Origin of the sequence: Companilactobacillus allii (genome assembly GCF_001971585.1) — a bacterium.
GTDB classification, from domain to species: Bacteria; Bacillota; Bacilli; order Lactobacillales; family Lactobacillaceae; genus Companilactobacillus; species Companilactobacillus allii.
The window spans coordinates 147,916-163,983 of record NZ_CP019323.1; the positions used below are offsets into that span (position 1 = coordinate 147,916).

General features: G+C 38.1%; 14 protein-coding genes. 1 reads left to right on the top strand and 13 read right to left on the bottom strand.

Annotated elements, in window-relative coordinates; all coding sequences use genetic code 11:
* Positions 1 to 23: 23 nt before the first annotated feature.
* The 10 genes from rplV to rpsL form a co-directional block, all read right to left on the bottom strand.
* The gene (gene rplV, locus BTM29_RS00830) at positions 24 to 377 is read right to left on the bottom strand and encodes a 50S ribosomal protein L22 (protein ID WP_076613689.1); all 354 of its coding nucleotides are present in this window, start codon (positions 375 to 377) and stop codon (positions 24 to 26) included.
* Between the two features lie 20 nt (positions 378 to 397).
* Positions 398 to 682: a 30S ribosomal protein S19 gene (rpsS, locus tag BTM29_RS00835; protein ID WP_076613690.1), complete on the bottom strand. Its 285-nt coding sequence runs from the start codon at positions 680 to 682 to the stop codon at positions 398 to 400.
* Between the two features lie 34 nt (positions 683 to 716).
* Entirely contained in the window at positions 717 to 1,550 is an 834-nt protein-coding gene (rplB, locus tag BTM29_RS00840) for a 50S ribosomal protein L2 (RefSeq protein ID WP_076613691.1), read from the bottom strand.
* Positions 1,551 to 1,566: 16 nt separating this feature from the next.
* Entirely contained in the window at positions 1,567 to 1,854 is a 288-nt protein-coding gene (gene rplW, locus BTM29_RS00845; RefSeq protein ID WP_076613692.1) for a 50S ribosomal protein L23, read from the bottom strand.
* Positions 1,854 to 2,474 (bottom strand): 50S ribosomal protein L4, encoded by a 621-nt coding sequence (gene rplD / locus BTM29_RS00850; RefSeq protein ID WP_076613693.1) that lies wholly within the window; start codon positions 2,472 to 2,474, stop codon positions 1,854 to 1,856. Before rplD ends, rplW begins: the two co-directional genes overlap by 1 nt.
* A 17-nt stretch (positions 2,475 to 2,491) precedes the next feature.
* Positions 2,492 to 3,127 (bottom strand): 50S ribosomal protein L3, encoded by a 636-nt coding sequence (gene rplC / locus BTM29_RS00855; RefSeq protein WP_076613694.1) that lies wholly within the window; start codon positions 3,125 to 3,127, stop codon positions 2,492 to 2,494.
* 31 nt (positions 3,128 to 3,158) lie between these two features.
* A complete protein-coding gene (gene rpsJ, locus BTM29_RS00860; RefSeq protein ID WP_025023858.1) occupies positions 3,159 to 3,467 on the bottom strand; it encodes a 30S ribosomal protein S10 in 309 nt (102 codons plus the stop codon).
* Between the two features lie 315 nt (positions 3,468 to 3,782).
* Positions 3,783 to 5,882, bottom strand: coding sequence for an elongation factor G (fusA, locus tag BTM29_RS00865; RefSeq protein WP_076613695.1), 2,100 nt, complete (start codon positions 5,880 to 5,882; stop codon positions 3,783 to 3,785).
* Positions 5,883 to 5,912: 30 nt separating this feature from the next.
* On the bottom strand, positions 5,913 to 6,380 hold the full coding sequence (gene rpsG / locus BTM29_RS00870) for a 30S ribosomal protein S7 (protein WP_076613696.1): 468 nt from the start codon (positions 6,378 to 6,380) through the stop codon (positions 5,913 to 5,915).
* 43 nt (positions 6,381 to 6,423) lie between these two features.
* Positions 6,424 to 6,837: a 30S ribosomal protein S12 gene (gene rpsL, locus BTM29_RS00875; protein WP_076613697.1), complete on the bottom strand. Its 414-nt coding sequence runs from the start codon at positions 6,835 to 6,837 to the stop codon at positions 6,424 to 6,426.
* A 225-nt stretch (positions 6,838 to 7,062) separates the two neighbouring features.
* Between rpsL and BTM29_RS13140 the strand changes: the two genes are divergently transcribed.
* The gene (locus BTM29_RS13140; RefSeq protein ID WP_076613698.1) at positions 7,063 to 7,731 is read left to right on the top strand and encodes a prepilin peptidase; all 669 of its coding nucleotides are present in this window, start codon (positions 7,063 to 7,065) and stop codon (positions 7,729 to 7,731) included.
* A 1-nt stretch (position 7,732) separates the two neighbouring features.
* Here the strand turns inward: BTM29_RS13140 and BTM29_RS00885 are convergent, their stop codons facing one another.
* From BTM29_RS00885 to rpoB, 3 genes are all read right to left on the bottom strand, one after another.
* Positions 7,733 to 8,551, bottom strand: coding sequence for an alpha/beta hydrolase (locus tag BTM29_RS00885; RefSeq protein ID WP_076613699.1), 819 nt, complete (start codon positions 8,549 to 8,551; stop codon positions 7,733 to 7,735).
* Positions 8,552 to 8,702: 151 nt separating this feature from the next.
* Positions 8,703 to 12,371, bottom strand: a complete 3,669-nt coding sequence (gene rpoC / locus BTM29_RS00890) for a DNA-directed RNA polymerase subunit beta' (protein ID WP_076613700.1) — start codon at positions 12,369 to 12,371, stop codon at positions 8,703 to 8,705.
* Positions 12,372 to 12,400: 29 nt separating this feature from the next.
* Positions 12,401 to 16,006 (bottom strand): DNA-directed RNA polymerase subunit beta, encoded by a 3,606-nt coding sequence (gene rpoB, locus BTM29_RS00895; protein WP_076613701.1) that lies wholly within the window; start codon positions 16,004 to 16,006, stop codon positions 12,401 to 12,403.
* Between the last annotated feature and the right edge of the window lie 62 nt (positions 16,007 to 16,068).

The following is a 16,068-nucleotide window of genomic DNA, read 5'->3' on the forward strand; positions in this document are numbered from 1 at the left end:
TCCAATACTAATCTTTTAAAATACTAGTCTTTTTCACTTACAACAACTGTAATGTGACTTGTTCTTTTGTTAATTGGTGATGCTGAACCCTTGGCTCTAGGACGAAAACGTTTTAGAGTTGGTCCTTCGTCTACGAATGCTTCGCTGACGAATAGGTTTTGTGCATCTAAATCAAAATTATGTTCTGCGTTTGCAACTGCTGACTTAAGAGCTTTGGCAATAATTGGAGAGCCTGCTCTTGGTGTGAATTGCAAAATTGCAAGTGCCTCAGCAGCGTTCTTGCCTCTTATTAAATCAATAACAAGGCGAGCTTTGCGAGGTGCAATACGAACATTCTTCACTCTGGCTGTTGCAGATGTAATTTCTTGTTCTGCCATCTTTTAAGTCTCCCTTCTTATTACTTAGCTACTGTTGTTTTCTTATCATCAGTACCATGACCATGGAATGTACGAGTTGGTACGAATTCGCCCAACTTGTGTCCAACCATATCTTCTTGGATATAAACTGGAACATGCTTACGACCATCATGAACTGCGATTGTGTATCCTACGAAACTAGGAAAAATTGTTGAACGTCTTGACCATGTTTTGATAACTGACTTCTTGTCAGAATCTGCTTGAGCTGCAACTTTCTTTAAAAGATGTGCATCAGCGAATGGTCCCTTTTTTAAACTACGACTCATCTTATGTCCTCCTTATATTATTCTAACGAAATAATTACTTACCTTTTCTATGACGAACGATAAGCTTTTCAGATTTGGCATGTGATGAACGAGTCTTCTTACCCAAGGTCTTCTTACCCCATGGTGACATTGGTGATGGATGACCGATAGGTGCTTTACCTTCACCACCACCGTGTGGGTGATCGTTAGGGTTCATAACTGATCCACGAACTGTTGGTCTAATTCCTTGCCAACGTTTACGTCCAGCTTTACCAATCTTAATTAACTCATGTTGTTCATTACCAATGGCGCCAATACTTGCACGACATTTTGAAAGTACCATACGTACTTCACCTGAAGGCAAACGTAGTAATGAATACTTACCATCTCTACCTAGTAATTGAATTGAAGTACCGGCAGAACGTCCTAATTGACCACCTTTACCAGGTTTCATTTCTACGTTATGTAGAACTGTACCAACTGGGATGTTTTCCAATGGAAGTGCATTACCGGGTTTGATATCTGCATCAACACCTGATTCAACAACTTGTCCAACTTCAAGACCCTTAGGAGCTAAAATGTATGATTTAACACCATCTGAGTAGTGTAGCAATGCAATATTAGCTGTACGGTTAGGATCGTATTCAATAGACTTAACTGTAGCTTTTACACCGTCTTTTAATCGTTTAAAATCAATAATACGGTATTTTTGTTTGTGACCACCGCCACGGTGACGAACTGTAATATGACCGTATGAGTTACGACCGGCTGTATGGCTTTGTGATTCTAGAAGTGTCTTTTCAGGAGTAGTTTTTGTAATCTCTGAAAAGTCAGAACCAGTCATATTACGACGACCATTTGTGGTTGGCTTATATTTGATAATCGCCATTATTTGACCTCCTTATTTATTCTTCATCAAAAATCTTAATTTCATCTGAATCTTCTGTAAGAGTGATAATTGCCTTACGACGTTTTGCTGTTTTACCAACATATTGGCCTTGGCGCTTCTTCTTACCAGCAACATTCATGATGTTTACTTTTTTAACTTTAACACCGAAAACTTCTTCAATGGCTTGTCTTACAAGTACTTTGTTTGCAGTAACTGCAACATCAAAAGTATACTTCTTATCACTCATAGCATCCATTGAACTTTCAGTAACAACTGGGCGAATAATTACGTCTCTTGCGCTCATTATCCAAGCACCTCCTCAATCTTAGAAAGTGCTGCTTTTGTAACAACTAACTTCTTAGCGCTAATAACGTCAAGAACATTAACACCTTCTGGTGCAACAACAGTAACTTTATCAATGTTTCTTGCTGATAAAGCAACATTGTCATTACCATCTTCAACAACTACAAGGGCTTTGTCTGCACCTACTTTATTAAGTAGAAGAGCAAAGTTCTTTGTACTTGGTTTGTCATATGAAATTGAGTCAATAACGATTAGGTTACCTTCAGCAGCTTTTTGTGAAAGTACAGACTTCAATGCCAAACGGCCAACCTTCTTAGGAAGATGATATGAATATGATCTAGGTGTTGGGCCGAATACGACACCACCACCTACCCATTGAGGTGATCTGATAGAACCTTGACGAGCACGACCTGTACCCTTTTGACGCCATGGCTTCTTTCCACCACCACGAACTTCAGAGCGGTTTTTAACATCATGTGTTCCTTGTCTCAATGAGGCACGTTGCATGATAACTGCATCTGTGATCACGTTGTCGTTTGGTTCGATACCAAAAATTGAATCATTTACATCAACAGTACCGTTCTCAGCACCGCTATCTTTGTAAGCTGTGATTTTTGTCATAACTCATTTCCTCCTTCCTATTTTTGATTAGCTTTAATAGCTGTTTGAATTTTAACTAATGAGTTGTTTGCACCGGGTACATTACCCTTGATCATAATTGCATTACGATCTGCATCAACTTTAACAACAGTTAAGTTTTGTGTAGTAACACGGTTGTTACCCATGTTTCCGGGAAGCATCTTACCTTTAAATACTCGGTTAATGATGGCACCCATTGAACCTGCTACACGGTGATATCTAGAACCGTGAGTTTCAGGACCACGAGCTTGTCCAAATCTCTTAATGTTACCTTGCATTCCATGTCCCTTAGTCGTACCTGTGACATCGACAACATCACCTGAATTAAATGAATCTATTGAAACTTCTCCACCTAATTCATAATCTCCCATTTCAACATCACGAAATTCGCGAATGTAGTGTTTAGGAGTTGTGTTTGCCTTATCTGCATGACCTTTGGCTGGTTTGTTAGATAAAACTTCACGTCTATCTTCAAAACCTAGTTGAACGGCCTCATAACCGTCAGTTTCAACTGTTTTAACTTGCATAACAACATTTGGTGTTGCTTCTACAACTGTTACGGGAACTAGTTCACCGTTGTCAGTAAAAACTTGAGTCATTCCGACTTTTTTACCAAGAATTCCTTTTCTGGCCATGTTTGCACCTCCAATAATTTATTTTTAATAATTATAATTTAATTTCGATATCTACACCAGATGGTAGATCTAACTTCATTAATGAATCAACTGTCTTAGGTGATGGATTAACGATGTCTATAAGTCTTTTATGTGTACGCATTTCGAATTGCTCTCTAGAATCCTTATGCTTATGTGGTGAACTCAACACTGTGTATAGTGAACGTTCTGTGGGCAATGGAATTGGACCTGAAATCTTTGCACCAGTTCTTTTTGCTGTCTCCACAATTTTGTCAGCTGATTGATCTAGAATACGATGTTCATAAGCCTTCAAACGAATGCGAATCTTTTGACTTGCCATGGGGTTACCTCCTTTTTGTCTCTTTCAAGATGACCGGCTCCGTGAAAATATCCAACAGCCCTGCCGTGGCAAAGCGGCCGGGTGTGTCGCAACCTCTCACTTCTAAACCGTCGATATTATTTTAAATACCTCTAAGCACATACTTCTCCTGGAAATAAGCACTCTTATGATAATACACGCATAACTATAATATTTCAAGAGTTTTCATGTTTTTTTTGAAATTGAAAGTGCCTTTTCTTCTATAGATAGAAACATGCTTTATTATAACAAAAAAAGCAAATCCATATGGATTTGCTTTCATTTTATTAACATTAATTATTCAGCGTCTCCGCCATTTTTCTTAATGATTTCAGCTTGAATTGACTTAGGAACCTTTTCATAATGGTCAAATACCATTGTAAATGTACCACGGCCTTGTGTAGCTGAACGAAGTGTTGTTGCATAACCGAACATTTCTGCAAGTGGAACGAATGAGTTGATAAGTTGTGCATTACCACGAGCTTCCATACCTTCAACACGTCCACGACGAGCAGTAACTTGTCCCATAACATCACCTAAGTAGCTTTCTGGTGTAACAATTTCAACCTTCATAATAGGTTCAAGAATTACAGCACCAGCTGACTTAGAAGCATTACGTAGAGACATTGAAGCAGCAATCTTGAAGGCTGCTTCAGATGAATCGACTTCGTGATATGATCCATCATATAACTTAGCCTTAACATCAATTAATGGATATCCGGCAAGAACACCATTTTCCATTGATTCTTTCAAACCTTGTTCAACTGAAGGAATGTATTCACGAGGAACAACACCACCGACGATGGCATCTTCGAATTCGAAGCCTTTTCCTTCTTCGTTTGGTGAGAATTCAACCCAAACATCACCATATTGACCTTTACCACCAGATTGACGAACAAACTTACCTTGTGCACTTGTTGCCTTAGTGAATGTTTCACGATAAGCAACTTGTGGTTCACCAACCTTACATGCAACCTTGAACTCACGTTTCATACGGTCAACCATGATATCCAAGTGAAGTTCACCCATTCCGGCAATCAATGTTTCACCAGTTTCAGGATTTGTTTCAGCTTGGAAAGTTGGATCTTCTTCAGAAAGCTTTTGGATGGCAATATCCATCTTATCTCTATCTTCCTTTGAATCAGGTTCGATAGAAACTTGAATAACTGGTTCTGGAATATCCAATGATTCAAGAATCAATGGATCGTCAACATCTGTAAGTGAATCACCAGTTGTAGTATTCTTCAATCCGATAACAGCAGCGATATCACCTGAGAATACTTCTGGAATTTCCTTACGGTGGTTAGAATGCATTTGTAGCAAACGACCAACACGTTCACGCTTGTCTTTTGAGGCATTAAGAACGTATGAACCTGATTCCAATGTACCTCTATATACACGAATGTATGTTAGACGACCAACGAATGGATCAGTAGCAATCTTAAATGCTAAACCAGCAAATGGTTTGCTATCATCAGCCATAAGTTCAACTTGGCTATCATCTTTAGGATCTGTAGCGTTGTATGGACGGACCTCTAATGGTGATGGTAAGTAGTCAACAACGGCATCCATTAACATTTGAACACCCTTATTCTTGAAGGCAGAACCTGCAAGAACTGGGAAGAACTTCAAAGCAATAGTAGCCTTTCTAATTGCTGTACGTAATTCGTCATTAGTGATTTCAGTACCATCAAGATATTTCTCCATGATATCGTCATCAACATCAGCAACAGCTTCAACTAATTCAGCACGCTTTGCTTTAGCTTTTTCAAGATACTCGTCTGGAACATCAACTGTATCCCACTTTGTACCTAACTCATCTTCATCATAAAGATCAGCTTTCATTTCGATTAAATCAATAACACCTTCAAAGTTATCTTCAGCACCAATAGGCATTTGGATAGCATGAGCGTTAGCATCTAATCTTTCATGAAGTGTTTCAACTGAATAGTCAAAGTTAGCACCGATTTTGTCCATCTTGTTAACGAAAACAATACGAGGAACACTATAGTTTGTAGCTTGACGCCAAACGTTTTCGGTTTGTGGTTCAACACCTGATTGGGCATCTAGAACTGTAATAGAACCATCTAGAACACGTAATGAACGTTCAACTTCCATTGTGAAGTCAACGTGTCCTGGAGTATCAATAATATTGATACGGTTACCTTTCCATTCAGCTGTTGTAGCAGCTGATGTAATAGTAATACCACGTTCTTGTTCTTGGGCCATCCAGTCCATTTGTGAAGCACCATCATGTGTTTCACCAATTTTGTGAATCTTACCAGTATAGTACAAGATACGTTCTGTAGTTGTAGTTTTACCAGCATCAATGTGAGCCATAATACCAATATTACGAGTCTTTTCTAGTGGAAACTCACGTTTATTACCTTTAGCCATTAGATATTTTCTCCTCTCACCTTTTATTGATTACCAACGATAATGGGCAAATGCACGGTTAGCATCGGCCATCTTATGTGTATCTTCACGTTTCTTAACAGCTGCACCAGTGTTATTGGCTGCATCCATAATTTCATTTGCTAGACGTGCATCCATTGTATGTTCACCACGTAGACGAGCATAACTAACGATCCAACGAAGACCTAAAGTTGTACGACGGTCTGGACGTACTTCGATAGGGATTTGGTAGTTAGAACCACCGATACGACGAGCTTTAACTTCAAGAACTGGCATAACATTGTTCATGGCTTCTTCGAAGACATCCAATGGTTCGTTACCAGTCTTATCTTTAATAATATCAAATGCACGGTAGAGAATTGTTGAAGCAGTTCCTCTCTTACCATCGTACATCAAATGGTTGATCAAGCGTGTTACTAATTTTGAATTGTACATTGGGTCTGGCAAAACATCACGTTTTGGAGCGCTACCTTTACGCATATTAAATTCCTCCGTTATTACTTATTTCTATGTTTGTGATTAATTATTTCTTAGGCTTCTTAGCACCATATTTTGAACGGCTTTGCATACGTCCATCAACACCGGCAGTATCTAAAGCACCACGAACAACGTGATAACGAACACCAGGTAGATCTTTTACACGTCCACCACGGACAAGAACAACACTATGCTCTTGTAAGTTATGTCCAACACCTGGGATATATGCTGTGATTTCGATAAGGTTTGATAGTCTAACACGGGCATACTTACGTAGGGCTGAGTTAGGCTTCTTTGGTGTCATTGTTCCGACACGAGTTGCTACACCACGTTTTTGTGGTGCTGGATTCTTTGTAGCAACTTTCTTCATACTGTTGTAACCGTAGTTCAATGCAGGGGCATTTGATTTTGATCCTTGCGACTTACGGCCTTTGCGTACCAATTGATTAATTGTAGGCATTCAAGGTTCCTCCTAAAAAATTTAAGTACACACATCCAGGTGGTTCATATTTTTACAAAATAATAAACCACGTTAGTGGCGTACATTATGAGCTTATACTTAAACAAACTACTACTCTGCTAATAAAAGCACGTCTACTAGAATATCATCTTAAAAACTACATGTCAATGAGGTATTGAAGAAAAAGTGATTGAGAAATTCGTAATTTTAATTGAGGTGATAAAAATGACGTTCTTATTTTATATTTTAGTATTTGTTCTGTCTTCTAGTATAGTCTCATTTTTAACGGTTGTGGGATATGATTTTCCAAAAATTGAAATTATGCGCCGTTCAAAATGCAATAATTGCCAAAAGCAATTGAAATGGCTAGAGCTATTTCCCGTTATAGGATATTTATTTCTAAAAGGTAGATGTAGAAATTGCCATAAAAGAATAAGTTGGATATATCCTACTACAGAATTATTCGGTGCAATATTTGTGATTTTAGCAATTTATTTAGAGAAAAACATTTATTTATTCGCACCAATTTTTATAATGATCACCCTTTTGGCATTCATGGATTTTTATCATGGCTTCATTTATCCCATATTCTATTTACTAAGCATTCCATCCTTCATACTTTTTATAGTATTTCATCACAAAATATATCTTATTACTGGAATAATCACATATTTGATTTTGCTTTGTATGTATCGCTTCAGTAAGGGAATTGGCATGGGTGATATTGAAGTCTTAACAATACTAGCTTTATTTTTTGGATACACGAGTATTCTAAATATAATTTTACTGGCTTGTATAATGTGTATTCTTCATCACTTAATAAACAAAAAGAGATCATTTCGATTTATCCCATACATTACAATTGCTACAGGAATAATCTTCTTGATCTCTTAATTTAATCTTTCAAAATCTTTTGTAATTTAAGCCAATTCACCACTAGCTCCCACCACTTAGCGACATACTTGTTTATGTGTTCCTCATTTCCAGGTCTTTGAGTTACATATGTTCCTAGCGATAATCCATGTCGACCTGATTCAAATAAATGTAATTCAAAAGGAATATTCAATTCATTCAGTTTTTCAGAATACAAAAACGAATTGTTTACTGGTACGGTTTTATCGTCAACCGTTTGCCAGATAAATGTTGGTTTAGCATATTTAGTTAAATGTCTCTGTGATTGCCAAAAGAAAGTATCTCTACTTATGGCTAGGCGTTCTTTCACTGTTTGAGGGTATCCCGCAGACAGATCAATAACTGGATAACAAAGAATATTTGCGGCTGGCATTACTGACAAACTATCCGGATAAACTCGCTCTTTAGTCTCTGCATTAGTCATTATAGAATTAAAATCAGCTACTACGTGACCTCCAGCAGAAAATCCTATCAAGATGATCTTATTCAGATCAATATTATGTTTCTTCGCCTGTGACTTTAACCAATTCAAGGTTGTAGCTGTCTGTTGTAACGCCAAGGGATATACCTGTGTGTCATTTTCAATTAATTGATAGTGCAAAACGATCGCATGAAAACCTTCTGATGCAAATTTAAGTGCAATGGGTTGTGCTTCTCTGTCAGTTTGGAAAGTAAATCCACCGCCAGGAAATATAATTACTAATGGATGATTAACTTGTTTGTCAAAATCGGAAAACGGGTCAAGCCAATACGTATCTAAATCAAAGCTATTATCTTGATAGTTAAGTTTTATTTTTTCCATAATATTCCCCTCCACAGATGTTTACACATGTATGTTAACTCTACTAACTTCATTTTACCTTATTTTTCATAAAATAATCTAGTAGACATCTTGTATCTGATATTAATGCACAAAAAAAAGACCCTATAAAAGGGTCTTTTTTAATAAAAATCTAGTGTTTTTCTTCTTTAGCAGCATCGTTAGCTTTCATTTGAGCTTCGATATCTGAAATTGTATAAGCACCATTTAGAGAGTTATCTGCCATAGGGCCAGTTTTCTTAGGCTCCATGTGGCTGTACTTAGCCATACCAGTACCGGCAGGGATAAGTTTACCAATAATAACATTCTCTTTAAGTCCAAGAAGTGGATCATTCTTACCACGAATTGAAGCATCAGTAAGAACTCTTGTTGTTTCCTGGAAGGAAGCAGCTGACAAGAAACTGTTAGTTTCAAGAGATGCCTTAGTAATACCAAGCAATACTGGACGTCCCGTTGCAGGAATACCACCGTTAAACAATGTCTCACGGTTGTGATCTGTAAATTGAGAAATATCCATTAATTGACCTGGTAATACATCAGTATCACCTGGATCAAGAATTCTGATCTTACGTAACATTTGTCTGATCATAACCTCGAAATGCTTATCAGAAATATCAACACCTTGCATACGATAAACTTTTTGAATTTCTGCAAGTAGATAATTTTCTGTTGTTTGAACATTTGTAACTTTAACTAGTTCCTTAGGATCGATTGAACCTTGTGTTAACTTACCACCACGTGTTACATAGTCACCTTCGGCAACTGCGACACTTGATGTATAAGGAACACTATAAGATCTAGAATCAATATCACCCTCGACTGTAATTTCCTTAGTATGTTCTGCAGGGTTTTCGTCAATTGCTGTAATAGTACCATCAACCTCTGAAATAATTGCAAGACCTTTAGGGTTTCTAGCTTCAACGATTTCTTGAACACGAGGAAGTCCTTGTGTAATATCGTCACCACCAGCAACACCACCGGTATGGAAGTTACGCATAGTTAGTTGTGTACCTGGTTCACCGATTGATTGAGCAGCAACAGTACCAACTGCCTCACCAATTTCAACTTCTTCACCAGTAGCAAGGTTTCTACCATAACACTTCTTACATACACCGTGTTTTGTATCACATGTAAATGCTGAACGAATTGTAACTTCTTTAACACCAGCATCAACAATCTTTTGTGCCAAGTTTTCGTCCATAAGAACTCCACGCTTAGCAATAACTTCACCACTATTAGGATCTTTAACTGTCTTTTGTGTGTAACGTCCAACAAGTCTATCGTACAATGGTTCGATCATATCTGTACCTTCCATGATTGAACTTACAAGAAGTCCACGGTCAGTACCACAATCTTCTTCACGAACGATAACATCTTGAGCAACATCAACTAGACGACGAGTTAAGTAACCAGAGTTGGCTGTCTTCAAAGCAGTATCAGTCATACCTTTACGGGCACCGTGGGTTGACATGAACATTTCCAAAACTGAAAGTCCTTCACGGAAGTTAGAAATAACAGGAATTTCCATCATACCACCATTAGGGGCAGCCATAAGTCCACGCATACCTGCTAGTTGAGTAAAGTTTGAGATATTACCACGGGCACCAGAATCAGACATCATTGAGATAGGGTTGGTTGGATCAAATGAATCAATCAACAATTGTTGGATTTCATCTTTTGTATCGTTCCATACACTAATAACACGATCATGTCGTTCTTCGTCAGTGATTAGACCACGACGGAATTGCTTAGAAATTGAAGCAACTTGTTTGTGGGCCTTTTCAATGATCTCAGGTTTCTCAGTTAAATTAGGAACATCTGTAACACCAACTGTTAATCCAGAAATTGTACAAATTGTGTATCCTAATTCCTTCATATCATCAAGAAGTGATGATGTACGTTGAACTCGATATACCTTAAACACTTTAGCAATGATATCTGACATATAACCACTCTTGATTGGGTCTACAAGATCCATCTCATCAAGTCTAGCATTGATGTCTCCACCTTTACTCAAGAAGTATTTATCAGGAACACCATTTTCCAAGTTGTCATCAGTTGGTTCGTTCAAGTAAGGGAAATCTTCAGGAAGAATTTCGTTAAAGATAACCTTACCAACACTAGTCATAATGATTCTCTTACGTTGTTCATCAGTAAATGGCTTAGTTGGCATAGATGAAACCGCCAAACCAATTCTTGTATGGTAGTGAACATCACCATTAAGCAATGCTGTTTGAACTTCGTTAGCATCCTTAAAGATCTTACCTTCACCAGTCATATGTCTTGTTTCAATTGTTAAGTAGTAATTACCCAAAACAACATCCTGTGATGGTGTAACAATAGGCTTACCATCTTTAGGAGCAAGAATATGGTGAGCAGCAAGCATAAGCATACGTGCTTCGGCTTGAGCTTCGTCTGATAAAGGAACGTGGATAGCCATCTGATCACCATCAAAATCGGCATTGTAAGCTTCACAAGCTAATGGGTGAAGACGGATTGACTTACCATCAACCAATACAGGTTCAAAGGCTTGAATACCAAGTCTGTGAAGTGTAGGGGCACGGTTAAGTAATACTGGACGTTCCTTAATAACATCTTCTAGTACATCCCAGATGTCATCATCTTGACGATCGATTTTTCTTCTAGCATTTTTAACGTTAGAAGCAATCTCACGCTTAACTAATTCATGCATAACGAAAGGCTTGAATAATTCAAGAGCCATTTCACGAGGTAGTCCACATTGGTAAAACTTCAATGTAGGACCAACATCGATAACTGAACGTCCTGAATAATCAACACGTTTACCAAGTAAGTTTTGACGGAAACGTCCTTGCTTACCTTTAAGCATATGTGAAAGTGACTTCAATGGACGGTTACCTGGTCCTGTAACAGGACGGCCACGACGACCATTATCAACTAACGCATCAACGGCTTCTTGAAGCATTCTCTTTTCGTTTTGAACAATGATATTAGGAGCATGTAAATCTAACAATCTCTTCAAACGATTATTACGGTTGATTACACGACGATACAAGTCATTCAAATCAGAAGTTGCAAAACGGCCACCTTCTAGTTGAACCATTGGTCGTAAATCAGGTGGGATGACAGGAATTGCTTCCAGAACCATCCATTCTGGTTTATTACCTGACTTTTGGAAAGCACTAATAATATCCAAACGTCTAATTGCACGTGTACGTTTTTGACCTTGAGCAGTCTTCAAAGCTTCACGTAATTCTTTAACTTCACCTGGCATATCAACTTGAGCAAGAAGTTCTCTGATACCTTCTGCACCCATCTTAGCGACGAATTTATTACCAAATTCTTCACGTTTCTTACGATATTCAGATTCTGTTAGTAGTTGTTTCTTTTCTAGGTCTGTATCACCTGGATCAATAACAACATATGATGCAAAGTAAATTACTTCTTCAAGGTTTCTTGGAGTCATGTCCAATACAAGTCCCATACGTGATGGAATACCCTTGAAATACCAGATATGTGTAACTGGTGCAGCTAATTCGATATGAGCCATACGTTCACGACGAACTTTTGAACGAGTAACTTCAACACCACAACGGTCACAAACAATACCCTTATAACGGATACGTTTGTACTTACCACAGGCACATTCCCAGTCTTTAGTTGGTCCGAAAATTCTTTCGTCGAATAGGCCATCTTTTTCTGGTTTCAAAGTACGATAGTTGATTGTTTCAGGTTTCTTAACCTCTCCATAAGACCAGCTACGAATCTTGTCAGGAGATGCTAAACCAATTTGCATACTTTCAAATTTATTAACGTCTATCAAAAGGTTACCTCCCTAAATCTAAATTATGACTATTTCTCTGATTTAGTACTTGTTGATTCAGCTGATTGTTCTTCTTCAAGTTTCTTAGCTTCTTCTTCAGCACGTTTTTGTTCTTGTTGTTTAGCAAACTTAGATAGAGCGTCAATACTTACTGTATCTTCATCTTCGTCCATATCCCTAAGTTCGATTTCTTTGTTATGAGAATCAAGAACCTTCATATCAAGTCCTAAGGCTTGTAATTCTTTAACCAGAACACGGAATGATTCCGGAACCCCTGGCTTAGGAATACTTTCACCTTTGACGATTGCTTCGTATGTCTTAACACGACCAATAATATCATCAGACTTATATGTCAAGATTTCTTGTAATGTATATGCAGCACCATAAGCTTCAAGTGCCCAAACTTCCATTTCACCAAATCTCTGTCCACCAAATTGTGCTTTACCACCAAGTGGTTGTTGAGTAACTAGTGAGTATGGTCCGATTGAACGAGCATGTAACTTATCGTCAACCATGTGAGCTAGCTTCATGTAGTACATGACACCAACGGCAACACGGTTCTTGAATGGTTCACCAGTACGTCCATCATAAAGAATAGACTTACCATCTGAATCCATATCAGCTTCTTTAACAATATCCCATAATTCATCATCCTGAACACCATCGAATACAGGTGTTGCAACATGTATACCAAGTTTTCTAGCAGCCATACCCAAATGAAGATCTAGAACCTGTCCAATATTCATACGAGATGGAACACCCATTGGATTCAATAGAATATCAACTGGTGTACCGTCTGGCATATATGGCATATCTTCTTGAGGTACAACGATAGAAACAGTACCTTTGTTACCATGACGTCCGGCCATTTTATCACCCACTTGAATCTTACGTTTCTGAGCGATATAAACACGAACAAGCATGTTAACACCAGGATCTAATTCATCCCCAGCTTCACGAGTGAAGACTTTTACATCTTGGATAATACCACCACCACCATGTGGAACACGGAGTGAAGTATCACGGACTTCACGAGCTTTTTCACCGAAGATAGCATGCAATAGTCTCTCTTCAGCTGATAATTCAGTAACACCCTTAGGTGTTACTTTACCAACTAGAATATCTCCATCACGTACTTCGGCACCAATACGGATAATACCAAACTCGTCAAGATCCTTAAGGGATTCTTCACCAACGTTAGGAATCTCTCTAGTGATCTCCTCAGGTCCAAGTTTTGTATCACGAGCATCTGACTCATACTCTTCAATATGAATTGAAGTATATGCATCTTCACGTACAAGCTTCTCTGAAAGCACAATGGCATCCTCGTAGTTGTACATGTTCCATGTCATAAAGGCAATAAGTGGGTTTTGTCCAAGAGCTAACTCGCCACTTTCCATAGCGGGACCATCAGCAATGATGTCTCCTGCTTTGACTTCTTCACCTTTTCTGGCAATAGGTCTTTGGTTGTAACTCTTACCATTATTTGAACGACGGAATTTAGTAACTTTATATTCGTCAGTTGTGCCATCATCATCACGTTTGATAGTGATCTTTTTAGCATCAACATATTCAATAGTACCAGCATGTTTAGCAAGTAAAGCGGCACCAGAATCATGACCGGCAATATATTCCATACTTGTACCAACTAGTGGTGCATGTGGATTAACTAAAGGAACAGCTTGACGTTGCATGTTAGCACCCATCAAGGCACGGTTAGAATCATCGTTTTCCAAGAAAGGAATACATGCAGTAGCAACTGAAACAACTTGCTTAGGTGAAACATCCATGTAATCGACTTTTTCAGGTGTTGTTTCGATGTTGTCTTCCTTATGACGTGCCAAAATGGCGTTGTCAACAAATGAACCATCATCGTTTAATAAAGTATTAGCCTGAGCCACGATATAGTTATCTTCTTCGTCGGCTGTTAAATAATCGATCTTATCTGTAACTTTATGTGTATCCCATGAAACACGACGATATGGTGTTTCGATGAAACCATACTTGTTAATAATGGCATAACTGGCCAAGTTATTAATAAGTCCAATATTAGGACCTTCGGGAGTTTCAATAGGACACATACGACCATAGTGAGTATAGTGAACATCACGAACTTCATATCCGGCACGATCACGAGTCAAACCACCAGGTCCAAGAGCTGATAGACGACGCTTGTGTTCCAACTCACCAAGTGGATTAGTCTGATCCATGAACTGTGACAATTGTGATGAACCAAAGAATTCCTTGATTGAAGCTACAACTGGTCTAATGTTAATCAATTGTTGAGGTGTAACAGTAGCTGAGTCTTGAATTGACATTCTTTCACGTACAACACGTTCCATACGTGATAAACCGATACGGAATTGGTTTTGAAGTAATTCACCGACTGATCTGATACGACGGTTACCCAAGTGATCAATATCATCAGTTGATCCAACGCCTTCTTTAAGGTTCAAGAAGTAATTGATTCCAGCTAATATATCAGCAGGTGTGATAACACGAAGTTTCTCATCAATATGACCGTTACCGATAATATTAACAACTTTTTCATTGTCAGCTTCTGAGTAAATCTTGATGATTTGTACTGTTACAGGATCTGTCAAAACACCCTCATCAGAAGGTTGAAGTGTAACAGTCTTAAAGTCATCGCGATCAAGATATGGGCTAAGTTTACTCATAGCATCACGATCTAAAAGAGTGTCTTTAGCTAAAACAACTTCACCTGTATCAGGGTCAGCTAATGTTTCAGCCAAAGTCATATTTAATAATCTTGTCTTGATGTTAAGTTTCTTATTGACCTTATAACGACCAACAGAAGCCATGTCATATCTACGTGGGTCAAAAAATCTAGCATAAAGTAATGAACGAGAACTATCCGCAGTCTTGGGTTCACCAGGACGGAGTCGTTCGTAAATATCCTTCAAGGCTTCTTCAACACGTGAATCACTTGTATCTTTATGAACATCTTTTTCCATAGTAAGATTCAAAGTGTCATTTTCACCAAAGATATCAAGAATTTCAGAATCTTCACCAAAACCTAATGATCTGATCAATTCAGAAATAGGTAATTTTCTAGTTCTATCTATTCTTACGTATCCAAGACCCTTAGCATCTGTTTCGTATTCCAGCCAAGCACCACGGTTAGGAATAACTGTTGTACCGTAGTTTACACGACCATTTTTATCAGTATCTTGATTGTAATAAATACCAGGTGAACGTACCAATTGTGAAACAATAACACGTTCGGCACCATTAATAATGAAAGTACCTTGCTCTGTCATAATTGGGAAATCACCGAAGAAAACATCTTGAGTCTTGATTTCACCAGTTTCATGGTTAGTCAATTTCAAAGTGACATGCAATGGTGCTGAATAGTTAGCATCATGTTGTCTTGCTTCTTCAACAGTATATTTAGGTTCTAATAATTTGTAGTCAACATATTCCAAGGAAAGATTTCCAGCGAAATCATCAATAGGCATAATATCATCAAACATGTCTTTTAGACCTTCATCTAAAAACCAATTGTATGAGTTTGTTTGAATGTCTATTAAATTTGGCAGTGGAAGTACTTCCTTGATCTTTGCATAACTACGACGAACACGATGTGCACCATAATTAACGTTATGATAAGTCAAATTTTTCACCTCAATATATAATTTGTTCAAAAAATAAGTTTGCCGCAAATGTTACAATTGTG